Here is a 23,761-nt window from a genome sequence, read left to right as displayed (position 1 = left end):
GACCACGTCAACGTTCTGGGCGCCGAAGGCGGTCCCGGAGATGTTGACGATGTCGTCAGTCGTGGAGACCTGCCCACCGACGGTCTTGACGTTCGCGGTCAGTTCCGTGTCGGTGACACGCAGGGACATCTGCGTGCTCGTGTTCGTGTTGAACTGCGAGGTGGTCAGGCTGCTCGGGAAGTTGTTGAGCCCGTCAACGTCGACTGCACCGAAGCGGTAGGTGCCGGGCTGGCTCAGGATGGAGCTACCTTCCGAGAGGACAACGTCTTCCTCGTCGAAGGTGCCGTCAGCGTCGACGTTGACCGTGTTGTCACCGTCGATGGTGACGTGCTGGTACTCGTTGTTCCGGCGGGCGAAGAAGGCGACCTCGTCGATGCCTTCCGACGCCGTACCGTTGATCGTGACCTCGCTGCCGACAACGTAGGTGCTGCCGGGCGAGTTGATCTCGATGTCACCCTCGGTGACGGTGAGGGTCTGCTCGTCGTCTTCGCCTTCCTGATCTTTCGTACTGCCGAGCGAGAAGGGAACGCTGGTCGAGGAGTTGTACAGGGTGAGGTCGACGTCCGAGTCACTCAAGTACTGAGTTTCGACCTGACCGACGCCGACACCGGTGTCGTCGTCGATGGTGATGTTCGCGTAAGCGTAGTCGAAGTTGGTGGGCGGGCTGCCGCTCGATTGCACGGTCGAGCGGTTGATCGCGCTGTTTCCGCCGCCGTACACGTAGCCGACTTCGTCGGTGTCACCGACCTGCCGGAAGATGCGAGCGGCGTTGCCCGCGGAGACGCCGTCACGGAAGTCGTCGGCGTCGATGATGACCACGTGCTGGTCACCAGCGTCCGAGCCCTGAATCTCGAAGCGGACGTCCTCACCGCGCGTGACTTCGTCGCTGTCGAGGTTGAGGTTGGCGTCGTCGTCACCGGTGACGGTGATGGTCGTGGTCTGAGCGGCCTCACCGAAGTCGAGGTCGTCAGTACCAGCGAGTTCGATGGTGTAGGTGCCAGTACCCGTGTTCGCGAGGTCAACAGGGTAGGCGACCTCGTTCGCGGAGATCGTCCCACCGCGGGCGTTGCCGCCAGCGCTGTTGAATCGAACCTCGCTCGCGTCGGCGTCTTCCTGCGTTCGGATCTCGGTGTTCGGGTCGGCACTGCCAACCTGGCTGACAGAGTTGTCGATGACGTCGCCGGTCACGTCAAGACCGGAGTCGTCTTCGACGGTCAGTTCGAGGTCTTCGGCAACCTTGTAGTTCCAGGCGCCGACGACCGTGAGGTTACCGGCGCGGGTACCGTCCGTGGAACTGCCCGCGTCAGGACTGGTACCTTCGGCAACCGAACCGCCAGCGATGTCCTCGAGGTTACTGTTGAGAACGTCCAGTGTGGTCACACGCGGCGTCTGAACGGTCACGCCGTAGACGCCAGAGTTCGATGTCGGCTGGCCGGTCGTCGAGTAGGAACCGGTGGACTGGCTCTGCGGGACGTTCGGCGTTTCGAGGACGACGCCCTCGTCGTTACCGGCCGTCTTCTCGACGCCGTTGGAGATCTGGCCGCCCAGGAACACGTCGGATTCGCCCTGGTAGACCGTCGCACCGGCGTAGATAGTACCGGTACCGTCTCTCGTGTCGAAGTCACCGGTGCCGCCGACGCCAGCACGGGTCCGAGACCCGGCAGCACCAGTAGTCGTGATGGTCACAGAGTCGAACGTGTTACTACCCGAGAGCGAGCTAGTCGAGGGGTCAGCAAGCTGGTAGGTAATGTCGACACTGCCGTCAGACGTGACGCCGCTCCAATCAACATCAATATCGGCACTTACATCAAGATCCTCTTCATTAGCACTAGAATTAGTGTTCTGAACAGTGATGTTGAGAGTGCCACTGTTGATGTTCGTACTTGCGGAACTGGTAATGTCAGCTCCGCTAGCGTTGGTCACTTGGAAGTTTGAGGCACCAGTGATGGAGCCTGTGTTGGGAGAGAGTTCAATCGAAACATCACTCCCATTAGCGTCCACGCTCGTGAACGTGAAGCTCGCATCGTGCGTCTGCGTTGTGTTGGTTACTGTTGTGCTACTTCCGTCAGGACTAACGGTAGCGTTACTAACTCCAGCACTACCGGTACCTGCCGCCGCCGTCCCCGAGAGCGCCACAGTTCCAGCGAAGACGCTGAAAACCATGAGCGCCGCGAGTACGACTGCGCGGACTTTGGTGTTATAGTCTGTCATTTTTTCGTTGTTGTGTTCGCAGTGACAGTCCCGAGGGACTCCTCTTTCGTGTCGGATTTGTGGTCTGGCGCGATGCCAGCCACTGGTAGGGGTATCCGTAGAGTCCCATCCCTAAATTAAGTGTTTTGTGGTTTCAGCATGGTAACATGGCACAGTGGTCTCGGTCTGGGACGGTCATTAGAGTGCGGAACAGGCGATACGATCCCGGTCAACTGGGGTGGTCGTTGACCACAGGCTTCTGGGCGATTTGTTGGTCGGCTATCGACCCGTGTCGTGTGTGAAACACGTCGGCAGAGTACTCGCGCGCGGCGGGACCGGTAGCGATAATGTTCCACTCGCCTGCGTCTGGGTCAGTGTGTCGCCGTGGTGTAGACATCGGATATCGGCAACTCCGATCCCATTCTCACGCGCGTAAGGTTGTGCAATATATGATCGACTCCCGCGACGCCGGGTTCGGATCGATAAGGAATGCCCACGTCAGCGGCGGGGCGCGCACGAGAGCCGTGACGTTCACGGACGGCGTCAGTGGCACACTGAACCCCCCGGTGGTCGAGATGTTCCGCCAATGCTGCGCGAGGTCTGTGTCGTGGATACGAGCAAGGGCGGCACATCCATCGGGAGATTAGTAGCGGGTGCAACGCTCAAAGTTATGTCCCTGCACCACTGGGCTGAGTTATCACTCTGTCTCGATGCTTGCGCAGGATAGCAATGTGATGAGTGCCCGGGGTGGGCTCCGAACCCACGATCTCCGCATATCCCAGGTACGAGGCTCGGCGGGCCTCACGGGATGGGAGGCTTCCAAGGCGTATCCGCACCGAAGCTCGAATACCCTATGAGTGCGGCGCTATGTCCAGCTAAGCCACCCGGGCGCACTCACAGGTAGGCAAATCTGCCCCTTGAAGCTTCCCATATCGGTCCGCGTCACCGGGGCGGATGCCGGCGACCCGTTCGGGAGGTTCGCCACCGGAGGCAGACGCCGGTATCGACCGATAGCCGGCAGAATTATCATCCGCGGGAGGGACACTCCGCCCATGAGTTTGCCGGATCTCGTCCAGTCCAGCCTCGACGGAGAGTCCGTGGCGGCCCGGGTCGGACTCGGCGGCGAGGACTTGCTTCTCGTGACGCCGACGCGGACGCTCGTCTACCGGGCCGAGGGCCTCCTCTCGGACGAAGCGGTCGAGGAGTTCCCCCACGACGCCGAACACGTTGGAGTGTCCGAGGGACGACGAAAGGCCGAGATCACGCTCGATTACGGCCTCGACGGCGAGCGGACGTTCTCGGTGCCGACGAAGCAACTCGACCAGGTGATTCACCCGGTGCTCGCTGGCGTGTTGAACGCCCGGGGTGTGACCGATACCGGTGAGACGGTGAAACAGACCTACCGGTTCAGCGAACTCACCATCGTCGTCACGAGCGCACGGGTGGTGCGTCACATCGGCGAGGCCGTCTGGGACGAGGAGTACGACGAGTACCACTTCGGGGACGTGACCGACCTCGACTTCGAAGAGGGGAGCGTCGCCACGTCGGTTGTCATCACCGTCGGCGGGCGCCAGGAGCGGTTCAAGGCGCCGAACGATCAGGCGCGGGCGCTCCGCGAGGGACTCGTCGACGCCGTGTGTGTGTACCACGACGTCGACGACGTCGACGACCTCCGGGCGGCTACAGCCACGGACGACGCGGACGGCGACGCGGAGGAGACGGTGGCGTTCGACGAGGGACCGGCGCCGCTGGGATCGAGCGACGACGCGGGCGCAAGTGAGGACCACGACGGTGGAGAGGACGAGACGGGGGCGGAAGCCAGCGCCGCCGACGAGAACGAGGAAAGCGGCTTCGACGAGTCCGAATTCCGGTCCGCCGGCGTCGTCGACGACCCCGCGGTGGCCCGAGAACTCGCCGAACTCCGCGAGGCAGTCGAGGCGCAGAACGAGCGCCTCGAACGCCAAGAGCAGACGATCCAGCAGTTGATCGAGGAGCTCAGACAGGGCCGATAGCTACTCCCGGCCGAGCACTTTTCGCACACAGGAAGAGCCGAAGGGGCCGAGTTCGCCGGCGTCGAGGCGGACGAAGTGGCCGGTCGAGAGAGCGGCCCCACAGCGCCGGCAGTCGAACTCCCCGTCGCGCGTAACGACCTGTCGCTCGAAGCTGACGTAGCCGCCGCGCCGAACTCGGATTCGACCCTCCTCGCGTTCGAGAATGCCGCGCAGTTCGGCCTCGTCGAGGATTCGTCGCACGAGCGTCGGATCGGTCGTCACCGTCTCGACCCGGTCGACGACCGCCGGGAGCGGAAGCGTCTCGTGTTCGAGGTTTGCAAGCAAGTCGAGAGCGAGTTCGATTCGCTCCTCTCGGGGGGTTCGATCCGTCTCGTCGGTCACGGCCGACCGTTCGACGGCCCCCGTCAAGAACGTCCCGACGAAGGACAACGCGTTTGTGGCGGCGTGACGACCGGAGCGTATGGACCGCCGGACGCGACTCGTCGCCGGGGCGGGACTGCTCTCGTTGGTCGCCGTCCTCGCGTGGGCAAGTTCGCCGTCGTGGGTAATCGGCCGCCTGGCGTGGGTGGCTGCCGACCCGCTCCGCCTGACGGCCACGCTCGCTGTCGTCGCCATCGTCCGGCCGTTGTTCGCGTGGCCGACGACGCTTCTCGCCGTCGTTGCCGGCTACGGCCTGGGACTCGCCGGGTTTCCCCTCGCGCTCGGTCTCGTGGTGCTGACGAGCCTTCCCCCCTACTGGCTGGCCGGACGCGGCGTCGGGGAGGGACGAGTCGCGGCCGCGGGCGAGCGACTGGTCGCCGAGACGGGCGCCCTACGGAGCGTCGCCGGGAGCCGACTTCTGCCGCTCCCCTCCGATGTCGTGTCGGCGGGCGCGGGCGTGGCGGGGGTCGGCCCGGGAGCCTTCGCACTCGGGACCGCCGTCGGCGAGGTGCCGTGGGTGGCGGTCGGTGTCCTCGCGGGCGACTCCCTCGGGACACTCCGAACGGCGTCACTCTCGGCGGTGATGGACCCCCGCGTCGTCGGCGGCGCGTCACTGCTCGCGGTGCTCGCCTTCGCCGGGCCGGCATACCGGCTGCTCGCCTCGCGCTCAGTCGAGCAGTGACGCGCCGGTCATCGCCGCCGGCTGCTCGACTGCGGTGAGTTCGAGCAGCGTCGGCGCCACATCACACAGAGATCCGCCCGAGCGGATGCACCGACCGCCTGAAGGGTCGTCGCCAGACGCGAGGTAGACGACCGGGACCGGGTTGGCGGTGTGGGCGGTGTGTGGGTCGGCAGGGCTACCCATGTCGTCGGCGTTACCGTGGTCGGCGGTGAGGAGAACGTCACCGCCGGCGTCGTGGACGGCGGCGACGAGGCGGGCTAGCTGGGCGTCGACCGCCTCGACGGCCGCCACCGCCGCCTCGAAGTCGCCCGTGTGCCCGACCATGTCGGGATTGGCGTAGTTCACCACGAGCACGTCGGGGTCGTCGCGCTCGATGTGGTCGACGGCGGCGTCGGTGACCCCGGTGGCGCTCATCGCGGGGCGCTCGTCGTACGTCGGCACGTCGGGGCTCTCGACGATCCGCCGGGTCTCGCCCTCGAAAGCCACCTCGCGGCCGCCGTTGAGAAAGTAGGTGACGTGGGCGTACTTCTCCGATTCGGCGATCCGCAGTTGGGTTCGCCCGGCACCGGCGAGTGTCTCGCCGAGCGTCCCCGTCAGTTCGAGCGGCGGGAAGGCGACGGGAACGTCGAATCGCTCGTCGTACTCGGTCATCGTGACGAGGTGAACGGCCGGCGGGTCGACGGGGTCGGGCCACGCCGGGTCGATACCCGCGAGCATCCGGACGAGTTGGCGGGCGCGGTCGGCCCGGAAGTTGGCGAAGACGACGGCATCGCCGTCCCGAAGCGGTGGCCGACCGTCGATCAGCGTCGGTTCGACGAACTCGTCGGTCTCGTCGCGGTCGTAGGCGCCGGCGACGGCGTCGACGGCCGTCGGCGCCGCGTGGTCGGCCTCGCGGTCCACGATGGCATCGTACGCGCGCCGCGTCCGCGCCCAGTTCTCGTCCCGATCCATGGCGTAGTAGCGGCCGATCACCGTCGCCACGTCGCCGGTGCCGTGGTCGTCGACGGCGGTTTCGAGGGCGTCGAGGGCGTCGACTCCGGCGGTCGGCGGCGTGTCGCGTCCGTCGGTGAACGCGTGGGTGACCGCCTCGATGTCGTTCCGGGCGGCGAACTCGATCAGGGCGTGGAGGTGTCGCTGGTGGGAGTGGACACCACCCTCGCTGACTAGTCCCATCAGGTGGAGCCGCCCCCCTGTGGTCCGGACGTGTTCGGCCGCCCCACTCAGCGCGTCGTTCGCGAAGAAAGAGCCGTCGTCGATAGCGTCGTGAATGCGCGCTAGCGGTTGGGTGACGACCCGGCCGGCGCCGATGTTGAGGTGACCGACCTCGCTGTTTCCCATCTGCCCCTCGGGGAGGCCGACCCGTCGGCCGGAGACGTCGAGGGTCCCGGAGGCACCCGTGGCGAGAAATCGGTCGAACGTCGGCGTGTCGGCGGCCGAGACGGCGTTACGACCCGGGCCGTCGAGTCCCCAGCCGTCGAGGATGACCAGCGCGGCGTCCATATTCGGGGCGAGGCTGCCACCGGTTAACTACCTGTTGCATCGAATCGGCACGGGCCGAGGGGGTGGGCGACCCGGACGGCGGGCGGCCAATCGGTGGCGAGTGACCGGCACGTCTTTGAGCGCCGCCCGGAAACGGAGGATTATGTCGGACAGTTCGGATGGGGGTATCAGTGTCGGCGTGCTATCGCTTCACAACAGCAAGGAGACGAAGGCGATTCTGAACGCGGTCGAGGATCTCGGCCACGAACCGGTGTGGCTGCGACAGGAGAATACGACCGTGACCATCGAGGACAGCACGGTAACGGTCGAACCGGACGTCGACGTGGTCGCGAACCGCCTCCTCCTCTCGACGACGGGCGATCCCGCGGAATTGCTGGGACTGGCGACGACCTTCGAGCGGATCCGGCCGATGTTGAACGAGCCGAGTGCGGTGTTGACCGCAATTCACAAGTTCGCGACGGCGGCGACGCTCGCGGACTGGAACGTGGCCGTGCCCGACGCGTTCCTCGCGCTGTCGAACGAGGGACTCAACGAGGGGCGGGAACGGTTCGGCGACGTGGCTGTCTACAAGACCGCCATCGGAACGCACGGCGGGGGGACGTGGAAGGTCGACCTGACGGAACCGGTCAACCCGCGGGTTGGCAACCGCCAGGCGTTCCTCCAAGACCTTGTCGAGCGCGACGAGAGCGAACACCGCGACCTGCGGGTGTACGTCGTCGACGACGAAATCGTCGGCGCGATGTACCGCTACGCGCCGGAGGGAGACTGGCGGACCAACGTCGCCCTGGGTGGGGCCGTGGCCGACGCCAGCGACGACCTTCCGGAGGCGGCCGCTGAGACTGCGCTGTACACGGCCGAGGTGATGGGACTTGATTACGCCGGCGTCGACCTCATCGAGGGGGAGGACGGCTGGTTCGTCCTCGAGGTCAACCCCACAGCGGGGTTCAAAGGGCTGTACGAGGCGACGGGGGTCAGCCCAGCGCCCCACATCGCGAAGCTAGCCATCGAGCGCGCCGGCGGAACGGTCGACGAGGAGCGTGTCGACCGTCTCGCGGCGACACTCGACGACTCGACGCCGGCGTGCAAGCCGCGAACCATCCGCCCGGAGCAGGAGGAACTGCCGATCATCGGGTACATCGAGGAAGTCGTCGTCAGCGGGACGAGCGGGACGATGCAGGTGAAAGCCAAGTCCGACACCGGGGCGACACGAACGAGCATCGACACGAGTGTGGCCGCCGACATCGGCGCCGGACCGATCAAGAGCATGACGCGGGTTCGGTCGGGGAGCGTCAAATCGGGGAAAGCCCGGCCGGTGGTCGACCTCGTCGTCGGCATCGGCGGCACCCAACACACCGTCACGGCGAGTGTCGAGGATCGGAGCCACATGGACTATCCCGTGTTGCTCGGCCGAGACGTGCTAGAGCGGTACCGGGTCGACGTACGCCGCCGCGTGGACGACGAGGACCGGGGCGACGGCGAGATACTCGAGGAGTAGACTTTTGCCGCTCGTTCCGGAATCGCCCGGGCGATGACCCCGCTCGAACTGACCCTTCGTCTCGTCGCTGGACTTCTCCTCATCCTGGCGAACGGATTTTTCGTCGCTGTCGAGTTCGCGCTCACGCGGGTTCGTCAGTATCCCGAATCGGAGTTCGACACGCCGGCGTTGCGTCGGGCGTGGGAAATGACACAGGACCTAGAGATCTATCTCACCAGCTGTCAGGTCGGCATCACCGCCTCCAGCATCGCGGTCGGAATCGTGGCCGAACCGGCGCTGGCCGCACTGTTCGAGCCGGTTTTCGCCGGGAGCGCCCTCGCCGGGATTGGCCTCGGGGCGTTAATCGCGTACGCGATCATCAACCTCCTCCATCTGACCCACGGGGAGCAGACGCCGACGTATCTCGGCGTCGAGCGCTCGAAATTCGTCTGTCGGTACGGCGCGCGGCCGCTCTACTGGTTCGCGTGGCTTATTTCGCCGGTGATGCGGATCGGCGACGGTGTAGCGAAAGGGACGCTGAAGCTGTTCGGCGTCGAGATGACGGGCGCGTGGCTGGAGACCGAGGCGGAGGTAATCGAGTCGCGGGCGGAGCTTCGCAACCGTCTCGGCACCCTGCTCGACGAGGGCGGCCTCCCCGAGGAACGGCGGGAGGAGGTGCTCAACGCGCTCGAAGTCGGCGACACGGCGGTCGAAGAGGTGATGACCGACATCGACGACGTCGTCTCGCTGTCGACGACTGCCTCGGTCGCGGCGAATCTGGCGGCGATCAGCGAGACGCCACACACCCGGTTTCCACTGTTCGGCGAGGACCACGTCGACTTCCGGGGAATCGTCTACACGCCGTCGATTGTTACCCACATGGACGCCCTCGAAGCGGGGGACCGGACGTTCGAGGAAATCGCCGCCCCACCGATGACGATTTCGGCCGATACCAGCCTCAGCGACGCCTTCGACCGGTTCCAGGCCGAAGACCAGGAACTCGCGCTGGTGTTGCGTGGCGGCGAGGTGGTCGGTCTCGTGACCGCGACAGACACTCTCGAAGCCGTGATGGGGGAACTCGAAGATCCGCTCGATGTCGCCGCGAGCGGTCAGGCCTCGTAGTGGGCCCAGACGTACAGTGTCCCGTACGACCGGAAGGGACGCCAGTCCGCGCCGACCGCTCGCATCGCCTCGCGTGACTCACAGCCGTAGAGATCCGTCAGCCCACGCCTGATCGCGAGGTCGCCGAGGGGCAACACGTCCTCGCGGCCGAGGGCGAAGAGCAGGTACATCTCGGCGGTCCAGCGGCCGATCCCGGTGATCGAGGTGAGTTCGTCGACCACCGCCTCGTCGTCGTGGTCCGCGAGGCCGGCGCGGGTGAGGTCACGGTCCTGGAACGCCGCCGCGGCGTTTCGGAGGTAGTCGACTTTCGTCCCCGAGAGTCCGGCCGCCCGGAGAGCGTCGCGGTCGGCGGCGAGGACCGTCGTGGGCGTCACCTCGTCCAACAGATCGAAGACCCGTCCACGGATGGCGTCTGCGCTCGCCGTCGAGAGTTGTTGGTTGATAACGCTCACGACGAGACGGCGGAACTCGTCGTCCGCGGGGTCGAGTCGTCGGTCGCCGTGGGTCTCGATCAACTCGGCCATCACGGGGTCGGCACGGAGGGCACGCTTCCAGCGGGTCATCCGTGTCCCCCTGGCGCGAGCGGATCGAAGTCGTCCGGACGGTCGAACAGGCGGTGGGCAACGGCGACGGCACCCACCGACAGGGAAAGCGTCGCGAGAATCAACGGAACGCCGGGGTCGTACCGGAGCGGCGGGTGGTAGCCGAGGGCGTAATCGAAGACGTCGTTTACGAGGAGGGCGGCGAGGGCGACGAGCAGCGCTCGGTCGGTCGTCCGGCCGTAGTAGGGGATCACGAGCGCCTCGACGACAAAGAGGAGGTGAGTGAGGATGATGCCCCAGTAGTCCCAGAGGGCGGCGCCGGCGAAGCCGAAGTACTGGCCGGGATGGAGGTTGAGCGCGACGACTGTCCAGAGGCCGTACTTGACGAGCCAGACGAACGCGAAGGTGTGGAGGTAGACGAGTGGCGTGTTCGACGGCGCGTCGGCGACGCGGTGCCGGCCAAGAATCGGCAGGAGCGTCGAAATCGAGAGCGTCACGAGCGCGAGGGCGGTGGGAGAGTCGGCGAAAAGCGGGTAGAGGAAGGTGGGGAGGTCCGCCAGCGACGTCGGCGAGGAGTTGACGTAGAAGCTAACGCCGACGAGGAAGGCGGCGCCGTTGGCGACGAGAAGCGTCGAGAGACTGGGCGCGTTACCGAGATAATACTCCACGTAACGCCCGGCGTCGAACGAAACCGAGACCATCGATATGTTGCAGGGACGGTCGGTGGTAAAAGCTGTCGCGTTCGGCCGTCACGAGCGTCGGTTCGACCATTTAAGTGGTCGCCTCGCGGAGTGGGCCGTATGACCGCGGACGGGGCCTTCACGTACGACGGCGGGAAGGTCGCCCCCGGAGAGCGACAGAACCTCCGGTATCGAGTCAGCGAGACGTATTTCGGCGACCCGGTGCGTATCCCGGTCACCGTGATCAACGGAGAGCGGCCAGGCCCGACGATGTTTCTCTCGGCGGCCGCCCACGGCGACGAACTCAACGGCATCGCGGTGGTCCGGTCGGTGGCCTACGATTGGGACCTCGCCACCCTGGCGGGGACCATCGTCTGTCTGCCCGTGTTGAACGTTCCCGGCTTTCTCACCCAGCAACGGTATCTACCGATCTACGACCGCGACCTGAATCGGTCGTTTCCGGGCGATCCGACCTCGACGAGCGCCAAGCGGATGGCCCACGCCATCTTTCGGAACTTCGTGGAACCGTGTGATCTGGGCATCGACTTCCACACCTCGACCCGCGGGCGGACCAACACGCTCCACGTCCGCGCCGACGTGGACCAGCCGGCGGTGTCGCGGCTGGCACACGCCTTCGGGTCGAGTGTCATTGTCGACGGGGCGGGGAGCGACGGGACGCTCCGTGGCGAGGCCACGCGCACGGGCGTGCCAACAGTCACAATAGAAATGGGCGAGGCCCACCGGTTCGAGCGCCCCCTCATCGACGACGCCCTCGCGGGCGTCCGGAGCGTCTTCGCCGAGTACGGCCTGTGGGATCGGACCCAAAGCCAGGTTCGATGGCCGGGGTGGCGAACGGTGGTGACCGAGAAGACGTGGATTCGGGCCGACGCCGGCGGCATCGTCGACATGCACTACGACCGCGGGGACGTGATACAGGAGGGCGAACGGCTCTGTACCATCACCGACCCGTTCAAGGACGACGGAACACCGGTCGAAGCGCCGTTTACCGGCGTGTTGCTCGGGGTGCTCGAGAATCCGGTCGTCTACCCTGGCAACCCGATCTGTCACCTGGCCGAAATCGACGAGGAGACGGCACAGATCGTCGGGCGACGAGCACCGGATCGATGATCGACGGGATCGGATCGCCACGATGGGCCGAGTCCCGACGCTCTGTACGTAACTTCTATACCACGCCGGTCCCGAGTCTCGGATGAGTATGAGTCAGTCCTATGATCGGGGCCTCATCGAGGACTTCGGCCGGTGGCGGGAGTTCTCGGCGGGAATGTGGGCCTGGATCTTCCACAAGTTCACGGGGTGGGTACTGGTCGGATATCTGTTCACCCACGTGGCCGTGTTGAGTACGGCACTCACCTCGGCGAGTGCCGATCCCGCGACGGTCGCGGCGAACCAGGACCTCTACACGCAGACGATCCGGACGCTCGAGAGCCTGCTGGTGGTTCGCGTCCTCGAGGTCGGACTGCTGGCAGTCGCGGTGTTCCACATCCTCAACGGAACCCGCCTGCTGTTGGTCGACCTCGGGATCGGTCTCGAATCCCAGGATCGGAGCTTCTACGCGTCGCTGATCCTGACCGGGGCCATCGTCGTCGCGAGCGTGCCCACGTTCCTCGCGGGGGTGTCGCTCTGATGGCCGAGCACTACTCCTCGTTCCGCGCGGGCGGCCGCCTGTGGCTCTGGCAACGCATCACCGCCGCCTTCCTCATTGTCGTGCTCGCCTTCCACTTTTTCCTCCTGCATTTCGTCCACCACGCCGACGAGGTCACCTTCCTGATGAGCGCCAACCGGATGGAGACGTGGAGTTACTACTCGCTGATGGTCCTCTTTCTGGTGACCGCGACGTTCCACGGGGTCAACGGCGTGTACAACGCCCTGATCAACGTGGGCCTGTCGGGGACCAAACGACAGGTCGTCAAGGGCGTCCTCGTCGTCGCGAGCCTTCTCCTCCTCGTGCAGGGCTTCCGAACCGCGAACGCCTGGGCGGGCATCGACCTCCTCCCGATACTATGAGCACGCAACGACCCGAACCCGAGACCGAGACGGAGAGCGCGAAAACCGACGCCGAAGCAGCCGAGGGGGCGCCGAAGGAGCGACGCCTCGACGAGAAGCGCCGTCGGGCCGAGGAGCGCGAGCGAAAGCGGGTCGAAGAGGCCGAGCGCGTCGCGGCCGACGCAGAGCGCTACCACCTGAAGGTGTTCCGCTACGATCCGGAGGTGAAGGGCAAACAAGAGCCGCGCTTCGACGACTTCCACGTCCCCTACGAGACGGGGATGACGGTGCTGGACGCGCTCATCTACGCCCGCGACGAGTTCGACGCCAGCCTCACCTTCCGACACTCCTGTCGGCAGGCGATCTGTGGCTCAGACGCCCTGTTCGTCAACGGCCGGCAGCGCCTCGGCTGTCAGACCCAGCTATCGGATCTCGAACAGCCGGTGCGGATCGAACCGCTCCCGCATCAGGACGTGGTGAAGGATCTGGTCGTCGACATGGAGCACTTCTACGACCAGATGGAGTCGGTCGAGCCGTACTTCCAGACGACCGACCGGCCGGACGGCGAACTGGAGGAGCAACGCCAGAGCCGGGAGAACCGCGAGAAGATCAAGACCTCGACCCGGTGTATCTGGTGTGGGGCCTGCATGTCCTCCTGTAACATCGCGGCCGGCGACAACGAGTATCTCGGCCCAGCGGCCATCAACAAGGCCTACCGGTTCGCGATGGACGAACGGGAGGGCGACGAGATGAAGCGGCGGCGCCTAGAGATTATCGAGCAGGAAAACGGCGTCTGGCGGTGTCAGACACAGTTCTCCTGTACGGAGGTGTGTCCGAAGGACATCCCCCTGACCGAACACATCCAGGAGCTGAAACGCGAGGCAGTCAAGAGCAACCTGAAGTTCTGGTAACCATGTACGAATACGACGTCATCGTGGTCGGCGCGGGCGGAGCAGGCCTGCGCGCGGCCATCGCGGCACAGGAAGCGGGCGCGGACGTGGCGATGGTCACGAAACTCCACCCCGTCCGGAGTCACACGGGCGCCGCAGAGGGCGGGATCAACGCCGCGCTCCGCGAGGGAGACGACTGGGAACTCCACGCCTACGACACGATGAAGGGCGCGGACTATCTCGCCGACGCGCCGGCAGCGGAGGCGCTCACCCAAGAGAGTCCCGAGGAAGTCATTCAACTCGAACACTGGGGGATGGCCTTCTCCCGCGACGACGACGGCCGTGTCTCCCAGCGCCCCTTCGGCGGCCTGTCGTTCCCGCGGACGACCTACGCAGGCGCCGAGACTGGCCATCACCTCCTGCATACGCTGTACGAGCAGGTGGTGAAACGCGGCATCGACGTCTTCGACGAGTGGTACGTACTGAACCTCGCCGTCTCCGACGAGAGTCAGCCGGATGATCGGACCTGTCACGGCGTCGTCGCCTACGAGACGGCGACGGGGAACGTCGAAGCCTTCACCGCTCGCGACGGCGTGATTCTCGCCACCGGTGGCCTGGGTCAGGTGTACGACCACACCACGAACGCGGTGGCCAACACCGGCGACGGCGTGGCGATGGCCTACCGCGCCGGCGTCCCGGCCGAGGACATGGAGATGATCCAGTTCCATCCGACGACGCTCCCCTCGACGGGCGTCCTGATCTCGGAGGGCGTCCGCGGTGAGGGTGGTATCCTCTACAACGACGAGGGCGAGCGGTTCATGTTCGAACACGGGTACGCGAAAAACGACGGCGAACTCGCTTCGCGGGACGTCGTCTCCCGCGCCGAGTTGACCGAGGTCAACGAGGGGCGGGGTATCGAGGACGAGTACGTCCACCTCGATATGCGCCACCTCGGGGAAGAGCGCATCCTCGACCGCCTGGAGAATATCCTCCACCTCGCGGAGGACTTCGAGGGCGTCGACGGCCTCGAGGAGCCGATGCCGGTCAAGCCCGGCCAACACTACGCCATGGGCGGTATCGAAACCGACGAGTTCGGGCAGACCTGCGTCGAGGGGCTGTACGCCGTCGGCGAGTGTGCCTGTGCGAGCGTCCACGGATCGAATCGACTCGGCGGGAATGCCCTGCCGGAGTTGATCGTCTTCGGCAAGCGGGCTGGACGCCACGCCGCCGACGAGGACCTGGGCGCCCCGCGCGTCCCCGTCGGGCAGACGGGCGATTCCGAACCCGGCAGCGTTGAGCCGCCGGTCGAACTCGGCGAGCCGTGGGCAGCGGAGGGCGCGGTGGCCGACGGCGGCGCAGCCGCCGACACCGCCGAGGCCGTCGTCGAGCGGACGCTCGAACGCGAGCGCGAGCGGGTCGAACGCCTCCTCGAACGCGACGAGGGAACCCAACACTCGGACATCCGCGCGGCCGTCCAGCGGACGATGACCGAGAACGTCAACGTCTTCCGCGAGGAGGGCGCCCTGAAGGAGGCGCTGGTCGACATCCACGCCGCGCGCCAGCGCTACCGTGACGTCTACGTCGCGGATCCGTCGAGCACCTACAACACGGATCTGATCCAGACCATCGAGACGCGCAACCTACTGGACATCGCCGAGATGATCACCGTGGGCGCGCTCGCCCGCGAGGAGTTCCGGGGCGCCCACTGGCGCAAGCAGTATCAGGAGCGCCGCGACGACGAGTGGCTCAAACACACGATGGTCTCCTGGTCGGACGGATCACCCGAACTCTGGTACAAGCCGGTCGTACTGGAGGGCGAGGCGGGAGCCTACGAACCGAAAGAGCGGAGCTACTGAGCGGAACAGCCCGCGGCGGGCTGTTTGGTCACGACGTGTCAGCACTATAATTATACGAGACGATAATTGATCGGGCGATTTATATTCCGCAGCCTCGGCTCCACAACTGACACACGTCGAGGCGTGCCCGCGCGGGAGCATCGATCCCCCCGGCTCCGGCCCGGCGTGTCGAGACAACCATGAACTTCAACGAACTACTGACGGAGGATCGGGCGGTCAGCCCGGTCATCGGCGTCATTCTGATGGTCGCGATTACTGTCATCCTCGCCGCCGTCATCGGCACCTTCGTCCTCGGACTGGGCGACCAAGTCGACGAGAGCGCACCGCAAGCCAGCTTCAGCTTCGACTTCTCGGCGAACGGAGGCTTCGACGGCTCAAGCGACGACTACGTGAACATCACCCACGAGGGCGGCGAGACGCTTGACAACAGTACGATCAGCATCGACGGCGACGGCACCAGCAACATCGTGCTCAACAACGCAGGCGACTGGGGAGACGGAACGATCCGGGCCGGGAACCAAGTGTCCTACGCGGGCGTCGACAGCGGGGAGACGATCCGTGTCGTCTGGACCAACCCCAGCGGAGGGAGCACCAACACCATCGCGCGCTCGACCGCACCGCAGTAAGGCGCCCGTCGATCCGGCCTTTTTTCGCGGCACGCAACCGTCAGTATCAGTACCGGCGGGACCCTACACGGGGTATGGACACCGACACGTTTCTGTCGCAGGACACGCTGCTGGTGATCGCCATTCTCGTCGTCGGCATCGGCGGCTCGGGGATCGCCCGCGGACTACTCGTCGAACGGGGCCTCGACGCCCTCGGGTCGGTCGTGTTCGTCCTCGGCTACGGAACGATGGTCGTCCTGCTGTGGTGGGGATGGATCAGACCGCTGGATATCACCGGGCCGAGCGAGCGCGGAGGGTAGGGGGGCAGACGGTCGTCGGTAAACGGAACTTTAATGGCCGATTCCGGGCGAGTTGTGAGTACGAATGCTCCCGTTACAGGTCATCGACAGTTTCCTGCTCAACTACAACGTCGGGCAGGCACTGTTGCTGTTTTTCATCCTCGCCACGGTCGGGGCGCTGCCGCTGAAATCGAGGCGGATCATGGCCATCAACGTGACCGTCTTCGGTCTGGTGTTCATCCTGACGCCGCAGGCGTTGGCTCCGATCCACTACCTGTTTCTCGGCATCGTCATGCTCGTCGTCGGACCGGTGTTGTGGGTGACCGCCGAGGGGTAAAACGCGACGTTTAACCGAACGAGGGCACAATCTGAGGTATGACGAAACCGGGTGTCCCCGGCGACACGCGCACGGTCGACCTCTCTTGTGGGGAGACTGTGCCGGTGACGGAGTTCGACCTCGGGATGCGGGAGTTCGAGTGTGCCTGTGGCGACGCCCACGCCGTCGTGATGGACGTCCACCCGCCGGAGCGGTTTCTGCCGGAGTTTCTGGTCGAGGTGTTACAGGAGACTGTCGAGACGACCAGCGAGGAGATGCCGGAGTTCGATACACCCCACCTGCTCGGGGTCGTCCTCGAGGAGTTCCCCGGCGAGGTGGCCACGGCGGATCTGAGCGAGGAGGGCGACGTGGGCTATGCCTTGCTGTGGGTGACCGGCTTCGACGCGCGCCGCCTCCACGAGATTATCGTCGAACTCGTGATCGAACTGATGGAACACGCGGTCAGCCACGCCGAGAACGACGCCACGATTCAGGAGTTCGAACGGCAGATGCTCGATTTCGACGTGTCGGCGTTCGTCGAGCAGTACCGGTCGGAGCGGGACTTAGACGCCGACGACGTGTACGCGTGAGTCCGGGCGTCCGCGGACGTGTGCCGTGTGGCGGCGTCTGACAGGCGTCGGACGGTCGTCTCACTGAACACTAAGTCGTTCCCGGCCGTTGTCGGACGTATGCGCCCCCAGCCGACGCAGTACGACCAACTTCGGGGCGTGCTCTCCGAGGCCGACGAGCCGTTGACCGCCCGCGAGATCCTGTCGCTGTTGGAGGAGCACGAGGAGTTCGAGAGCGCTCACCGCGTCGCGACGATTCTGGGTCGGTGGGCCGAGACGGGTGAGGTCGAAGTCCTGCAGGGGAGTCCGTATCGGTACCGGCTGAACACGTAACGGGACCCCACTGATCGACCGACGCCCGTGAGTGGCTACTCCGTCCAGCCGCCGTCTCTCAAGGCGAGTTTCGGCGGTACACCGCCCCTCCCGCCGGCGACGGAGGACTGCGGGGGCGTGACCGCTCGGTTTCGAAATCCGTAATCCAGTTGCGTATCTCGTACTATTCCGTCGGGCTTATTACGATGTGCGGACTCCGGTCGGATGATGACCGACGAGGCCACCGTGGCGGACACCTCCGCCACCGAATCCGAGAACCGGACGATACTCTTGATCGGAAGCGGCCCGATCCAGATCGGACAGGCCGCCGAGTTCGACTACTCGGGTGCGCAGGCCTGCCGAGCCCTGCAGGAGGAGGGGGCCCGGGTCGTCCTCGTCAACTCGAACCCTGCGACCATCATGACGGACCCGGAGATGGCAGATCGGGTCTACATCGAACCAATCACGACCACGGCCATCGCAGAGATCATCCGGCAGGAACAGCCCGACGGAGTGATCGCCGGACTCGGCGGCCAGACCGGACTGAACGTCACCGCCGAACTTGCCGAGGAGGGTGTCCTCGAGGAACACGACGTCGAGATCATGGGGACCCCGCTCGACACCATCTACGCGACCGAGGACCGCGACCTCTTCCGCCAGCGCATGGAGAAGATCGGTCAGCCGGTGCCGGCCTCGACGACGATTGTCCTCGACGACGACGAGTCGGCCGAGGCGATGAGCGAGGACGCCCTGCGCGACCGAGTCGCCGCCGCCGTCGACGAGGTTGGCGGCCTCCCCGTCATCGCGCGGACGACCTACACGCTCGGCGGCTCGGGGTCGGGCGTCGTCGACGACATGGACAAACTCGTCGAACGGGTGCGCAAGGGCCTCCGGCTCTCGCGGAACGACGAGGTGCTCATCACGGAGTCCATCGCGGGCTGGGTCGAACTCGAGTACGAGGTGATGCGCGACGCCGACGACTCGACGATCATCATCTGCAACATGGAGAACATCGATCCGATGGGTATCCACACGGGCGAGTCGGTCGTCGTCACGCCCTCGCAGGTGATCCCGGACGAGGGACACCAGGAGATGCGCGACGCCGCGCTCGAAGTCATCCGCGAACTCGGCATCCAGGGCGGCTGTAACATCCAGTTCGCGTGGCACGACGACGGCACGCCCGGCGGCGAGTACCGGGTCGTCGAGGTGAACCCCCGCGTCTCCCGCTCCTCGGCGCTGGCCTCGAAGGCGACGGGGTACCCCATCGCCCGCGTGACCGCGAAGGTCGCGCTCGGCAAGCGCCTCCACGAGATCGAAAACGAGATCACCGGCGAGACGACGGCGGCGTTCGAACCCGCCATCGACTACGTGGTGACGAAGGTCCCGCGGTGGCCCATCGACAAGTTCGACGACGTGGACTTCACGCTCGGCCCGGCGATGAAGTCGACGGGCGAGGCGATGTCCATCGGTCGGACCTTCGAGGAGTCGCTGTTGAAGGCGCTTCGCTCCTCGGAGTACGAGCCGGCGGTCGACTGGATCGACGTGGACGACGAGACCCTCGAACAGGAGTATCTGGAGCGCCCGAGTCCGGATCGCCCCTACGCCATCTTCGAGGCGTTCGACCGGGGGTACACCGTCGAATCGGTGGTCGAGACAACCGACATCAAGGAGTGGTACGTCGAGCGGTTCAAGCGCGTCTCCGAGTCGGTTGCCGCCGCCGCCGAGGGCGACTTCACCGAGGCCGCGGTCAAGGGCGTCACCAACGCCGAGATTGCGTCGACGGCCGGCACCGACGTCGGGAGCGTCGAGGCGTCGGTCCCCGGGCGCACCTACAAGCAGGTCGACACCTGTGCCGGCGAGTTCGCGGCCCAGACACCCTACTACTACTCCTCACGGAAGCCGGAGTTCGTCACTGGGCCGTTCGAGGGCGACGCCGCGGCCGGCGAACTCCGCGTCGACCGCGACGTCGAGAGTGTCGTCGTCGTCGGTGGCGGTCCCATCCGTATCGGACAGGGTGTGGAGTTCGACTACTGTTCGGTCCACGCCATCCAGGCGCTCCGCGAGGAGGGAGTCGACGCCCACGTCGTCAACAACAACCCCGAGACGGTGTCGACGGACTACGACACCTCCGACGGCCTCTTCTTCGAACCGATCACCGCCGAGGAGGTCGCAGACGTCATCGAGGCCGCCGACGCCGACGGCGTGATGGTGCAGTTCGGCGGCCAGACCTCCGTCAACATCGGTCACCCGCTGGAGGCGGAACTGGAGCGTCGCGGCCTCGACTGTGAGATTCTGGGCACGAGCGTCGACGCGATGGACCTCGCGGAGGACCGCGACCGGTTCAACCGCCTGATGGACGACCGCGGCATCGCCCAGCCGGAGGGTGGCTCCGCCACCAGCGAGCAGGAGGCGCTCGAACTCGCCACCGACATCGGCTACCCCGTCCTCGTCCGTCCCTCCTACGTCCTCGGGGGCCGCGCGATGGACGTGGTCTACGACGACGAGGAACTCAAGGAGTACATCGAGGAGGCGGTTCGGGTGTCGCCCGATAAGCCGATCCTCATCGACGAGTTCCTCGACGACGCCGTGGAACTCGACGTCGACGCCGTCGCGGACGGCGAAGACGTGTTGATCGGCGGCGTGATGGAACACGTCGAATCGGCCGGCGTCCATTCGGGTGATTCGGCGTGTATGATCCCACCGCAGGCCGACGCGGTCCGTGACGTGATGGACCGGGTCCGTGAGGTGACCCTCGAAATCGCCCGCGAACTCGACACTGTCGGGCTGTTGAACGTCCAACTCGCGGTCAAGGACGGCACGGTGTACGTCCTTGAGGCGAATCCGCGGTCCTCGCGGACGGTCCCCTTCGTCTCGAAGGCGACGGGCGTCCCCATCGCCAAACTCGCGGCGAAGGTGATGGCCGGCGACGATCTCGCCGACCTCGACGTCGAGGAACAGATCCCCGAACAGGTGAGCGTCAAGGAGGTCGTCCTCCCCTTCGACCGCCTGGAAGGGAGCGACCCACGCCTGGGGCCGGAGATGAAGTCGACGGGCGAGGTCATGGGCACGGCCCAGCACTTCGGCAAGGCCTACGAGAAGGCACAGTCCGCGACGGGCAAGGCCATCCCGACCACGGGGACGGCGGTGGTCGACCTCTCGGCCGCGGAGTTCCCCGCCCCCGACACCGAAGCGGGGCAGGCCCTGCTCGATGGCTTCGGTGAGTTCTTCGACGTACAGGAGTTCGACGACCTGCGCGGGGCGATTCGCGCGGGCGAAGTCGACGTCATCGTCTCGCGGAACCGCGAGGCCCTCGAGGTCGCCGTCGAGGAGGACGTGACCTACTTCTCGACACACGCCTCCGCGACGGCCGTCCTAGAGGGGCTTCGCCACCACGACGACCCCATCGACGTGCAGGCAATCTCGGATCGTCCCAAGCAACAGACGCAGTGGGGCGGCGAGTAGCGAACGCGCTGCTCAGTCCAGTTTTCCGAGCGCCTCGAAGAAATCGGAGGTCGGTCCGGCGACCCGCATCGGTGAGTCCGCGCGCGCGACGCTGACCGACGTCGGCGGATCGAGTTCGACGAGCACCCGGCCGTCGCCGACGACGACGGCTCGGTCGGCGCCGGTGACGCGCACGTCGACCGTGCTGTCCGGGCCGACCACCAGCGGCGGCATCCCGTCGGCCGCACACATCTCGTTGACGACGATAGCGTCGACGCCGGGATGCACCAGCGGGCCGGACTCGCTGAGATTGTAGGCGGTACTTCCGGTCGGCGTGGCGACGAGGAGTCCGTCGGCGTGTCCCTCGGAGTAGCGCTTGCCGTCGACGTCGACCTCGATGTCGATCCCGCCGCCGGGGCCGCGGATCGGTCCCTGGACGACCACCTCGTTGGTCGTCGGGAGGGTCGTCCAGTCGTCGCCGCTGGCGGCCAGTCGTGGTGCCTCGCGGACGGTCAACTCGCCGGCGCGGAAGGCCGCCACCTCGTCGAGGACGACGTCGACCGCCTCGTCGGGGCCGACGGCGTTGAGGAACCCGACCTCGCCGAGGTTGACGCCGAGGATCGGCGTGCCGTCGGCTCCGCGGGCGGCAAAGAGGAAGGTGCCGTCGCCGCCGATACTGACCACCAAGTCGCAGTCGTCGAACGCCTCGATGGGCGTGCCCTCGACGTCGAGTTCCGCGGCGGTGGTGCTGTCGACGGCAACCGTCACGTCCGCCTCGCGGAGTCGACGGCGCAACTCGGCGGCGAGAAAGGCCGCCCGGCCGTTGTCCTTCTGGGCAACGAGACCGACGTACATACCACGGACTCGCCCCCTGAGAAAAAAAGCCCACCGGAGACAACATTCATGACACCTCCGACCGGAGTGCATCCCGATGAGGAAACACGTGACGACGACCGTCGGGACCGGCACCCGGGGCCGGCGGACGGGTCGTCACCGCCGTCGCCGAGAACGACGGAGTGGACGTGAGCGTCCATGAGCGGGGACGACGACTGGTTCGAACGGGCCGTCGGGGCCGACGATGCGGACGACGAGGCGACGGAGACGGCCGAGTCGGAGACGGACACGGACGACAGCGACGCCGAACTGTCCGACGACTCGGCGGAGTCCGAGTTCGACCCCGATCCGGACGCGTTCGATGGGTTCGGGAGCGACGCGGGGAACGCCGGGGGCGACCCGGAATCTGCGTCCGACGAGGAGGGCGACTCGCCCTTTGAGGAGGACTTCGCGAGTGCCTTCCAGAACGCCCCGGACCCCGAGGGTGGCTTCGGGGGCGGCCCGGGCGAAGCCGACCCGGAAGCGGGCTTCGGCGGCTTGGGGGAGATGGGTGCCCCCGATAGTGGCCCGACCGAATCCTTCGACGAGGGCGAGTTCGAGTCGGCTATCGAGCGGATCCACCTCGGCATCGAGGGACTGGACGACATGATCCTCGGGGGTGTGCCGAAGCGGTCCCTGATCTCGGTCATCGGGTCGGCGGGTACCGGGAAGACGACCTTCGGACTGCAGTTTCTCAACCGGGCGCTGGCCGACGGGAAGCGCGGTGTCTACGTGACCTTAGAGGAGAGCACGGACCGTATCTACGACACCGCCGAGGAGAAGGGGTGGTCGTTCGCCGAGTACGCCGAGGAGGAGCGACTCGCCATTGTCCACCTCGACCCGGTCGAGATGGCAAACAGCCTAGCGAGCATCCGAAGTGACCTTCCAGACTTGGTGAAGGCGTTCGGCGCCGACCGCCTCGTCCTCGACTCGGTATCGCTCCTCGAGATGATGTACGACCACCCCTCCGACCGGCGAAGCGAAGTGTACCAGTTCACTCGCTCGCTCAAGGAGGCGGGGGTGACGACGCTCGTAACCAGCGAGGCCAGCGGCGAAAACCCGTACAGTTCCCGGTACGGGATCATCGAATATCTCGCGGACGCGGTGTTCGTTCTGCAGTACGTCCGTCCCTCCGACTTCCAGGAGACACGACTGGCCGTCGAGATCCAGAAGATCCGGGATGCCAACCACTCCCGGGAGACCAAACCCTACGAAATCACCAACGAGGGACTCAGCGTCTACCGGCAAGCGAACATCTTCTAGTCGTCGGCGGACGCGGACGCCTCGCGGGCGACCGGGTCGAAGTCGTCGAAGTGGACGAACTCCTCGGTCGACCGACGGAACTTCCGCGGGCGTTCGATGTCGGGGGCCTCCTCTGCGGGGTGGCCGAGGGTGACGAGGACGACGGGTTCGTAGTCGGCGGGCACGTCGAACTCGTCGCGGAGGGCCGCAGCGTCGTAGCCGCCCATCGGGCAGGACGCGATGCCGCGGTCCCACGCGGCGTGCATGAGGGCCATGGCGGCGAGAGAACAGCTCTGGACGGTCCAGACCCGGCGTGTCTCCGCGTCGGCGTCGGCGAGGCCGTCGACGGTGTCGAGACGGGCCTCCGCGGCGTCCTCGTTCGGGAGGTACCCCTTCTCCAGCAGGTCGGCGGTGACACGTTCTGCGTGGTCGCTCGGATCGAGGGTGCCGAGAACGACCACCGCGGCGGCGGCGTCGGTGACGTGTTCCTGACCGTAGGCTACCGACTGCAGACGTTCGAGGTCCTCGCCCTGAACGACGAGGAACTCCCACGGCTGGAGGTTGAACGAGGACGGCGCGAACCGTACGTCCTCGAAGATGTCTCCGAGCGTGTCGTCGTCGATGTCGGCGTCGGCGTACTGGTGAACGGATCGTCGGGTGTGGATGACGTCGTCGAACTCCATTACAGTGATAATGGGCCAGAGAGACATGAACCGGCGGAAGGCGGCCGTA

The 23,761-nt window shown here is 66.0% G+C and carries 23 protein-coding genes, 1 tRNA gene and 1 pseudogene; 16 read left to right on the top strand and 9 right to left on the bottom strand.

What is annotated here, in order from left to right:
- The 3 genes and pseudogenes from csg to NO878_RS15875 form a co-directional block, all read right to left on the bottom strand.
- Nucleotides 1-1,686: HVO_2072 family ArtA-dependent S-layer glycoprotein (gene csg / locus NO878_RS15880; RefSeq protein ID WP_256406944.1), on the bottom strand; the 1,686-nt coding region annotated here is incomplete at its 3' end.
- A gap of 435 nt (nucleotides 1,687-2,121) precedes the next feature.
- Nucleotides 2,122-2,211, bottom strand: a pseudogene (locus tag NO878_RS17350) (surface glycoprotein); the annotation flags it as partial.
- A 718-nt stretch (nucleotides 2,212-2,929) separates the two neighbouring features.
- Nucleotides 2,930-3,080, bottom strand: a tRNA-Met gene (locus NO878_RS15875).
- A gap of 162 nt (nucleotides 3,081-3,242) precedes the next feature.
- Between NO878_RS15875 and NO878_RS15870 the strand changes: the two genes are divergently transcribed.
- Nucleotides 3,243-4,202: a DUF7115 domain-containing protein gene (locus NO878_RS15870; protein WP_256406943.1), complete on the top strand. Its 960-nt coding sequence runs from the start codon at nucleotides 3,243-3,245 to the stop codon at nucleotides 4,200-4,202.
- Here NO878_RS15870 and NO878_RS15865 read toward each other — a convergent pair whose 3' ends face one another.
- Nucleotides 4,203-4,583 (bottom strand): DUF5830 family protein, encoded by a 381-nt coding sequence (locus NO878_RS15865; protein ID WP_256406942.1) that lies wholly within the window; start codon nucleotides 4,581-4,583, stop codon nucleotides 4,203-4,205.
- A 79-nt stretch (nucleotides 4,584-4,662) separates the two neighbouring features.
- On the opposite strand from NO878_RS15865, the gene NO878_RS15860 reads away from it, so the two are divergent.
- On the top strand, nucleotides 4,663-5,304 hold the full coding sequence (locus NO878_RS15860) for a VTT domain-containing protein (protein ID WP_256406941.1): 642 nt from the start codon (nucleotides 4,663-4,665) through the stop codon (nucleotides 5,302-5,304).
- On the opposite strand, the gene gpmI is transcribed toward NO878_RS15860, so the two are convergent.
- Nucleotides 5,290-6,804, bottom strand: coding sequence for a 2,3-bisphosphoglycerate-independent phosphoglycerate mutase (gene gpmI / locus NO878_RS15855; protein WP_256406940.1), 1,515 nt, complete (start codon nucleotides 6,802-6,804; stop codon nucleotides 5,290-5,292). The genes NO878_RS15860 and gpmI overlap by 15 nt on opposite strands.
- Before the next feature lie 142 nt (nucleotides 6,805-6,946).
- Between gpmI and NO878_RS15850 the strand changes: the two genes are divergently transcribed.
- Both NO878_RS15850 and NO878_RS15845 read left to right on the top strand, forming a co-directional pair.
- On the top strand, nucleotides 6,947-8,299 hold the full coding sequence (locus NO878_RS15850) for a RimK family alpha-L-glutamate ligase (RefSeq protein WP_256406939.1): 1,353 nt from the start codon (nucleotides 6,947-6,949) through the stop codon (nucleotides 8,297-8,299).
- Between the two features lie 33 nt (nucleotides 8,300-8,332).
- On the top strand, nucleotides 8,333-9,400 hold the full coding sequence (locus tag NO878_RS15845; RefSeq protein ID WP_256406938.1) for a CNNM domain-containing protein: 1,068 nt from the start codon (nucleotides 8,333-8,335) through the stop codon (nucleotides 9,398-9,400).
- Here NO878_RS15845 and NO878_RS15840 read toward each other — a convergent pair.
- The gene (locus NO878_RS15840) at nucleotides 9,388-9,963 is read right to left on the bottom strand and encodes a DNA-3-methyladenine glycosylase family protein (RefSeq protein WP_256406937.1); all 576 of its coding nucleotides are present in this window, start codon (nucleotides 9,961-9,963) and stop codon (nucleotides 9,388-9,390) included. The genes NO878_RS15845 and NO878_RS15840 overlap by 13 nt on opposite strands.
- Nucleotides 9,960-10,643 carry a DUF1405 domain-containing protein gene (locus NO878_RS15835; protein WP_256406936.1) on the bottom strand — a complete coding sequence of 228 codons (684 nt, stop codon included), beginning with the start codon at nucleotides 10,641-10,643 and terminating at the stop codon, nucleotides 9,960-9,962. Before NO878_RS15835 ends, NO878_RS15840 begins: the two co-directional genes overlap by 4 nt.
- A gap of 99 nt (nucleotides 10,644-10,742) precedes the next feature.
- Here NO878_RS15835 and NO878_RS15830 point away from each other — a divergent pair, with 99 nt between their 5' ends.
- From NO878_RS15830 to carB, 11 genes are all read left to right on the top strand, one after another.
- The gene (locus NO878_RS15830) at nucleotides 10,743-11,750 is read left to right on the top strand and encodes a succinylglutamate desuccinylase/aspartoacylase family protein (RefSeq protein ID WP_256406935.1); all 1,008 of its coding nucleotides are present in this window, start codon (nucleotides 10,743-10,745) and stop codon (nucleotides 11,748-11,750) included.
- A gap of 88 nt (nucleotides 11,751-11,838) precedes the next feature.
- A complete protein-coding gene (gene sdhC / locus NO878_RS15825) occupies nucleotides 11,839-12,267 on the top strand; it encodes a succinate dehydrogenase, cytochrome b556 subunit (protein ID WP_157690639.1) in 429 nt (142 codons plus the stop codon).
- A complete protein-coding gene (locus NO878_RS15820; protein ID WP_256406934.1) occupies nucleotides 12,267-12,647 on the top strand; it encodes a succinate dehydrogenase/fumarate reductase transmembrane subunit in 381 nt (126 codons plus the stop codon). Before sdhC ends, NO878_RS15820 begins: the two co-directional genes overlap by 1 nt.
- Nucleotides 12,644-13,537, top strand: a complete 894-nt coding sequence (locus NO878_RS15815) for a succinate dehydrogenase/fumarate reductase iron-sulfur subunit (protein WP_256406933.1) — start codon at nucleotides 12,644-12,646, stop codon at nucleotides 13,535-13,537. The genes NO878_RS15820 and NO878_RS15815 overlap by 4 nt, the downstream gene beginning before the upstream one ends.
- A 2-nt stretch (nucleotides 13,538-13,539) precedes the next feature.
- Complete coding sequence (locus NO878_RS15810) at nucleotides 13,540-15,372, top strand: FAD-binding protein (protein ID WP_256406932.1); 1,833 nt, start codon at nucleotides 13,540-13,542, stop codon at nucleotides 15,370-15,372.
- A gap of 179 nt (nucleotides 15,373-15,551) precedes the next feature.
- Entirely contained in the window at nucleotides 15,552-15,998 is a 447-nt protein-coding gene (locus tag NO878_RS15805) for a type IV pilin domain-containing protein (protein WP_256406931.1), read from the top strand.
- Nucleotides 15,999-16,072: 74 nt separating this feature from the next.
- Nucleotides 16,073-16,297: a DUF7996 family protein gene (locus NO878_RS15800; RefSeq protein WP_256406930.1), complete on the top strand. Its 225-nt coding sequence runs from the start codon at nucleotides 16,073-16,075 to the stop codon at nucleotides 16,295-16,297.
- 64 nt (nucleotides 16,298-16,361) lie between these two features.
- Nucleotides 16,362-16,613, top strand: a complete 252-nt coding sequence (locus tag NO878_RS15795; RefSeq protein WP_256406929.1) for a DUF8006 family protein — start codon at nucleotides 16,362-16,364, stop codon at nucleotides 16,611-16,613.
- Nucleotides 16,614-16,651: 38 nt separating this feature from the next.
- The gene (locus NO878_RS15790) at nucleotides 16,652-17,182 is read left to right on the top strand and encodes a DUF5815 family protein (protein ID WP_256406928.1); all 531 of its coding nucleotides are present in this window, start codon (nucleotides 16,652-16,654) and stop codon (nucleotides 17,180-17,182) included.
- A gap of 99 nt (nucleotides 17,183-17,281) precedes the next feature.
- Nucleotides 17,282-17,494, top strand: coding sequence for a hypothetical protein (locus NO878_RS15785; RefSeq protein ID WP_256406927.1), 213 nt, complete (start codon nucleotides 17,282-17,284; stop codon nucleotides 17,492-17,494).
- A gap of 207 nt (nucleotides 17,495-17,701) precedes the next feature.
- Nucleotides 17,702-20,935, top strand: a complete 3,234-nt coding sequence (gene carB, locus NO878_RS15780; protein ID WP_256406926.1) for a carbamoyl-phosphate synthase large subunit — start codon at nucleotides 17,702-17,704, stop codon at nucleotides 20,933-20,935.
- A gap of 12 nt (nucleotides 20,936-20,947) precedes the next feature.
- Here the strand turns inward: carB and NO878_RS15775 are convergent, their stop codons facing one another.
- Nucleotides 20,948-21,769 carry an NAD(+)/NADH kinase gene (locus NO878_RS15775; protein ID WP_256406925.1) on the bottom strand — a complete coding sequence of 274 codons (822 nt, stop codon included), beginning with the start codon at nucleotides 21,767-21,769 and terminating at the stop codon, nucleotides 20,948-20,950.
- A 177-nt stretch (nucleotides 21,770-21,946) separates the two neighbouring features.
- Between NO878_RS15775 and NO878_RS15770 the strand changes: the two genes are divergently transcribed.
- A complete protein-coding gene (locus NO878_RS15770; protein ID WP_256406924.1) occupies nucleotides 21,947-23,050 on the top strand; it encodes a KaiC domain-containing protein in 1,104 nt (367 codons plus the stop codon).
- Here the strand turns inward: NO878_RS15770 and NO878_RS15765 are convergent.
- Complete coding sequence (locus NO878_RS15765; RefSeq protein ID WP_256406923.1) at nucleotides 23,047-23,712, bottom strand: nitroreductase family protein; 666 nt, start codon at nucleotides 23,710-23,712, stop codon at nucleotides 23,047-23,049. The two genes, NO878_RS15770 and NO878_RS15765, sit on opposite strands and share 4 nt — an antisense overlap.
- Nucleotides 23,713-23,761 lie beyond the last annotated feature (49 nt).

It is taken from the genome of Haloplanus ruber, from assembly GCF_024494725.1.
Lineage (GTDB): Archaea > Halobacteriota > Halobacteria > Halobacteriales > Haloferacaceae > Haloplanus > Haloplanus ruber.
Note: the sequence above shows the minus strand (reverse complement) of the source record. Positions and strands in the feature narration are given on the sequence as shown.

Bases quoted from the DNA above. Each gene is read 5' to 3' on its own strand.
- NO878_RS15870 (WP_256406943.1), top strand. From the start codon at position 3,243: ATGAGTTTGCCGGATCTCGTCCAGTCCAGCCTCGACGGAGAGTCCGTG.
- NO878_RS15860 (WP_256406941.1), top strand. From the start codon at position 4,663: ATGGACCGCCGGACGCGACTCGTCGCCGGGGCGGGACTGCTCTCGTTG.
- gpmI (WP_256406940.1), bottom strand. From the start codon at position 6,804: ATGGACGCCGCGCTGGTCATCCTCGACGGCTGGGGACTCGACGGCCCG.
- NO878_RS15850 (WP_256406939.1), top strand. From the start codon at position 6,947: ATGTCGGACAGTTCGGATGGGGGTATCAGTGTCGGCGTGCTATCGCTT.
- NO878_RS15845 (WP_256406938.1), top strand. From the start codon at position 8,333: ATGACCCCGCTCGAACTGACCCTTCGTCTCGTCGCTGGACTTCTCCTC.
- NO878_RS15840 (WP_256406937.1), bottom strand. From the start codon at position 9,963: ATGACCCGCTGGAAGCGTGCCCTCCGTGCCGACCCCGTGATGGCCGAG.
- NO878_RS15835 (WP_256406936.1), bottom strand. From the start codon at position 10,643: ATGGTCTCGGTTTCGTTCGACGCCGGGCGTTACGTGGAGTATTATCTC.
- NO878_RS15830 (WP_256406935.1), top strand. From the start codon at position 10,743: ATGACCGCGGACGGGGCCTTCACGTACGACGGCGGGAAGGTCGCCCCC.
- sdhC (WP_157690639.1), top strand. From the start codon at position 11,839: ATGAGTCAGTCCTATGATCGGGGCCTCATCGAGGACTTCGGCCGGTGG.
- NO878_RS15820 (WP_256406934.1), top strand. From the start codon at position 12,267: ATGGCCGAGCACTACTCCTCGTTCCGCGCGGGCGGCCGCCTGTGGCTC.
- NO878_RS15815 (WP_256406933.1), top strand. From the start codon at position 12,644: ATGAGCACGCAACGACCCGAACCCGAGACCGAGACGGAGAGCGCGAAA.
- NO878_RS15810 (WP_256406932.1), top strand. From the start codon at position 13,540: ATGTACGAATACGACGTCATCGTGGTCGGCGCGGGCGGAGCAGGCCTG.
- NO878_RS15805 (WP_256406931.1), top strand. From the start codon at position 15,552: ATGAACTTCAACGAACTACTGACGGAGGATCGGGCGGTCAGCCCGGTC.
- NO878_RS15800 (WP_256406930.1), top strand. From the start codon at position 16,073: ATGGACACCGACACGTTTCTGTCGCAGGACACGCTGCTGGTGATCGCC.
- NO878_RS15795 (WP_256406929.1), top strand. From the start codon at position 16,362: ATGCTCCCGTTACAGGTCATCGACAGTTTCCTGCTCAACTACAACGTC.
- NO878_RS15790 (WP_256406928.1), top strand. From the start codon at position 16,652: ATGACGAAACCGGGTGTCCCCGGCGACACGCGCACGGTCGACCTCTCT.
- NO878_RS15785 (WP_256406927.1), top strand. From the start codon at position 17,282: ATGCGCCCCCAGCCGACGCAGTACGACCAACTTCGGGGCGTGCTCTCC.
- carB (WP_256406926.1), top strand. From the start codon at position 17,702: ATGACCGACGAGGCCACCGTGGCGGACACCTCCGCCACCGAATCCGAG.
- NO878_RS15775 (WP_256406925.1), bottom strand. From the start codon at position 21,769: ATGTACGTCGGTCTCGTTGCCCAGAAGGACAACGGCCGGGCGGCCTTT.
- NO878_RS15770 (WP_256406924.1), top strand. From the start codon at position 21,947: ATGAGCGGGGACGACGACTGGTTCGAACGGGCCGTCGGGGCCGACGAT.
- NO878_RS15765 (WP_256406923.1), bottom strand. From the start codon at position 23,712: ATGGAGTTCGACGACGTCATCCACACCCGACGATCCGTTCACCAGTAC.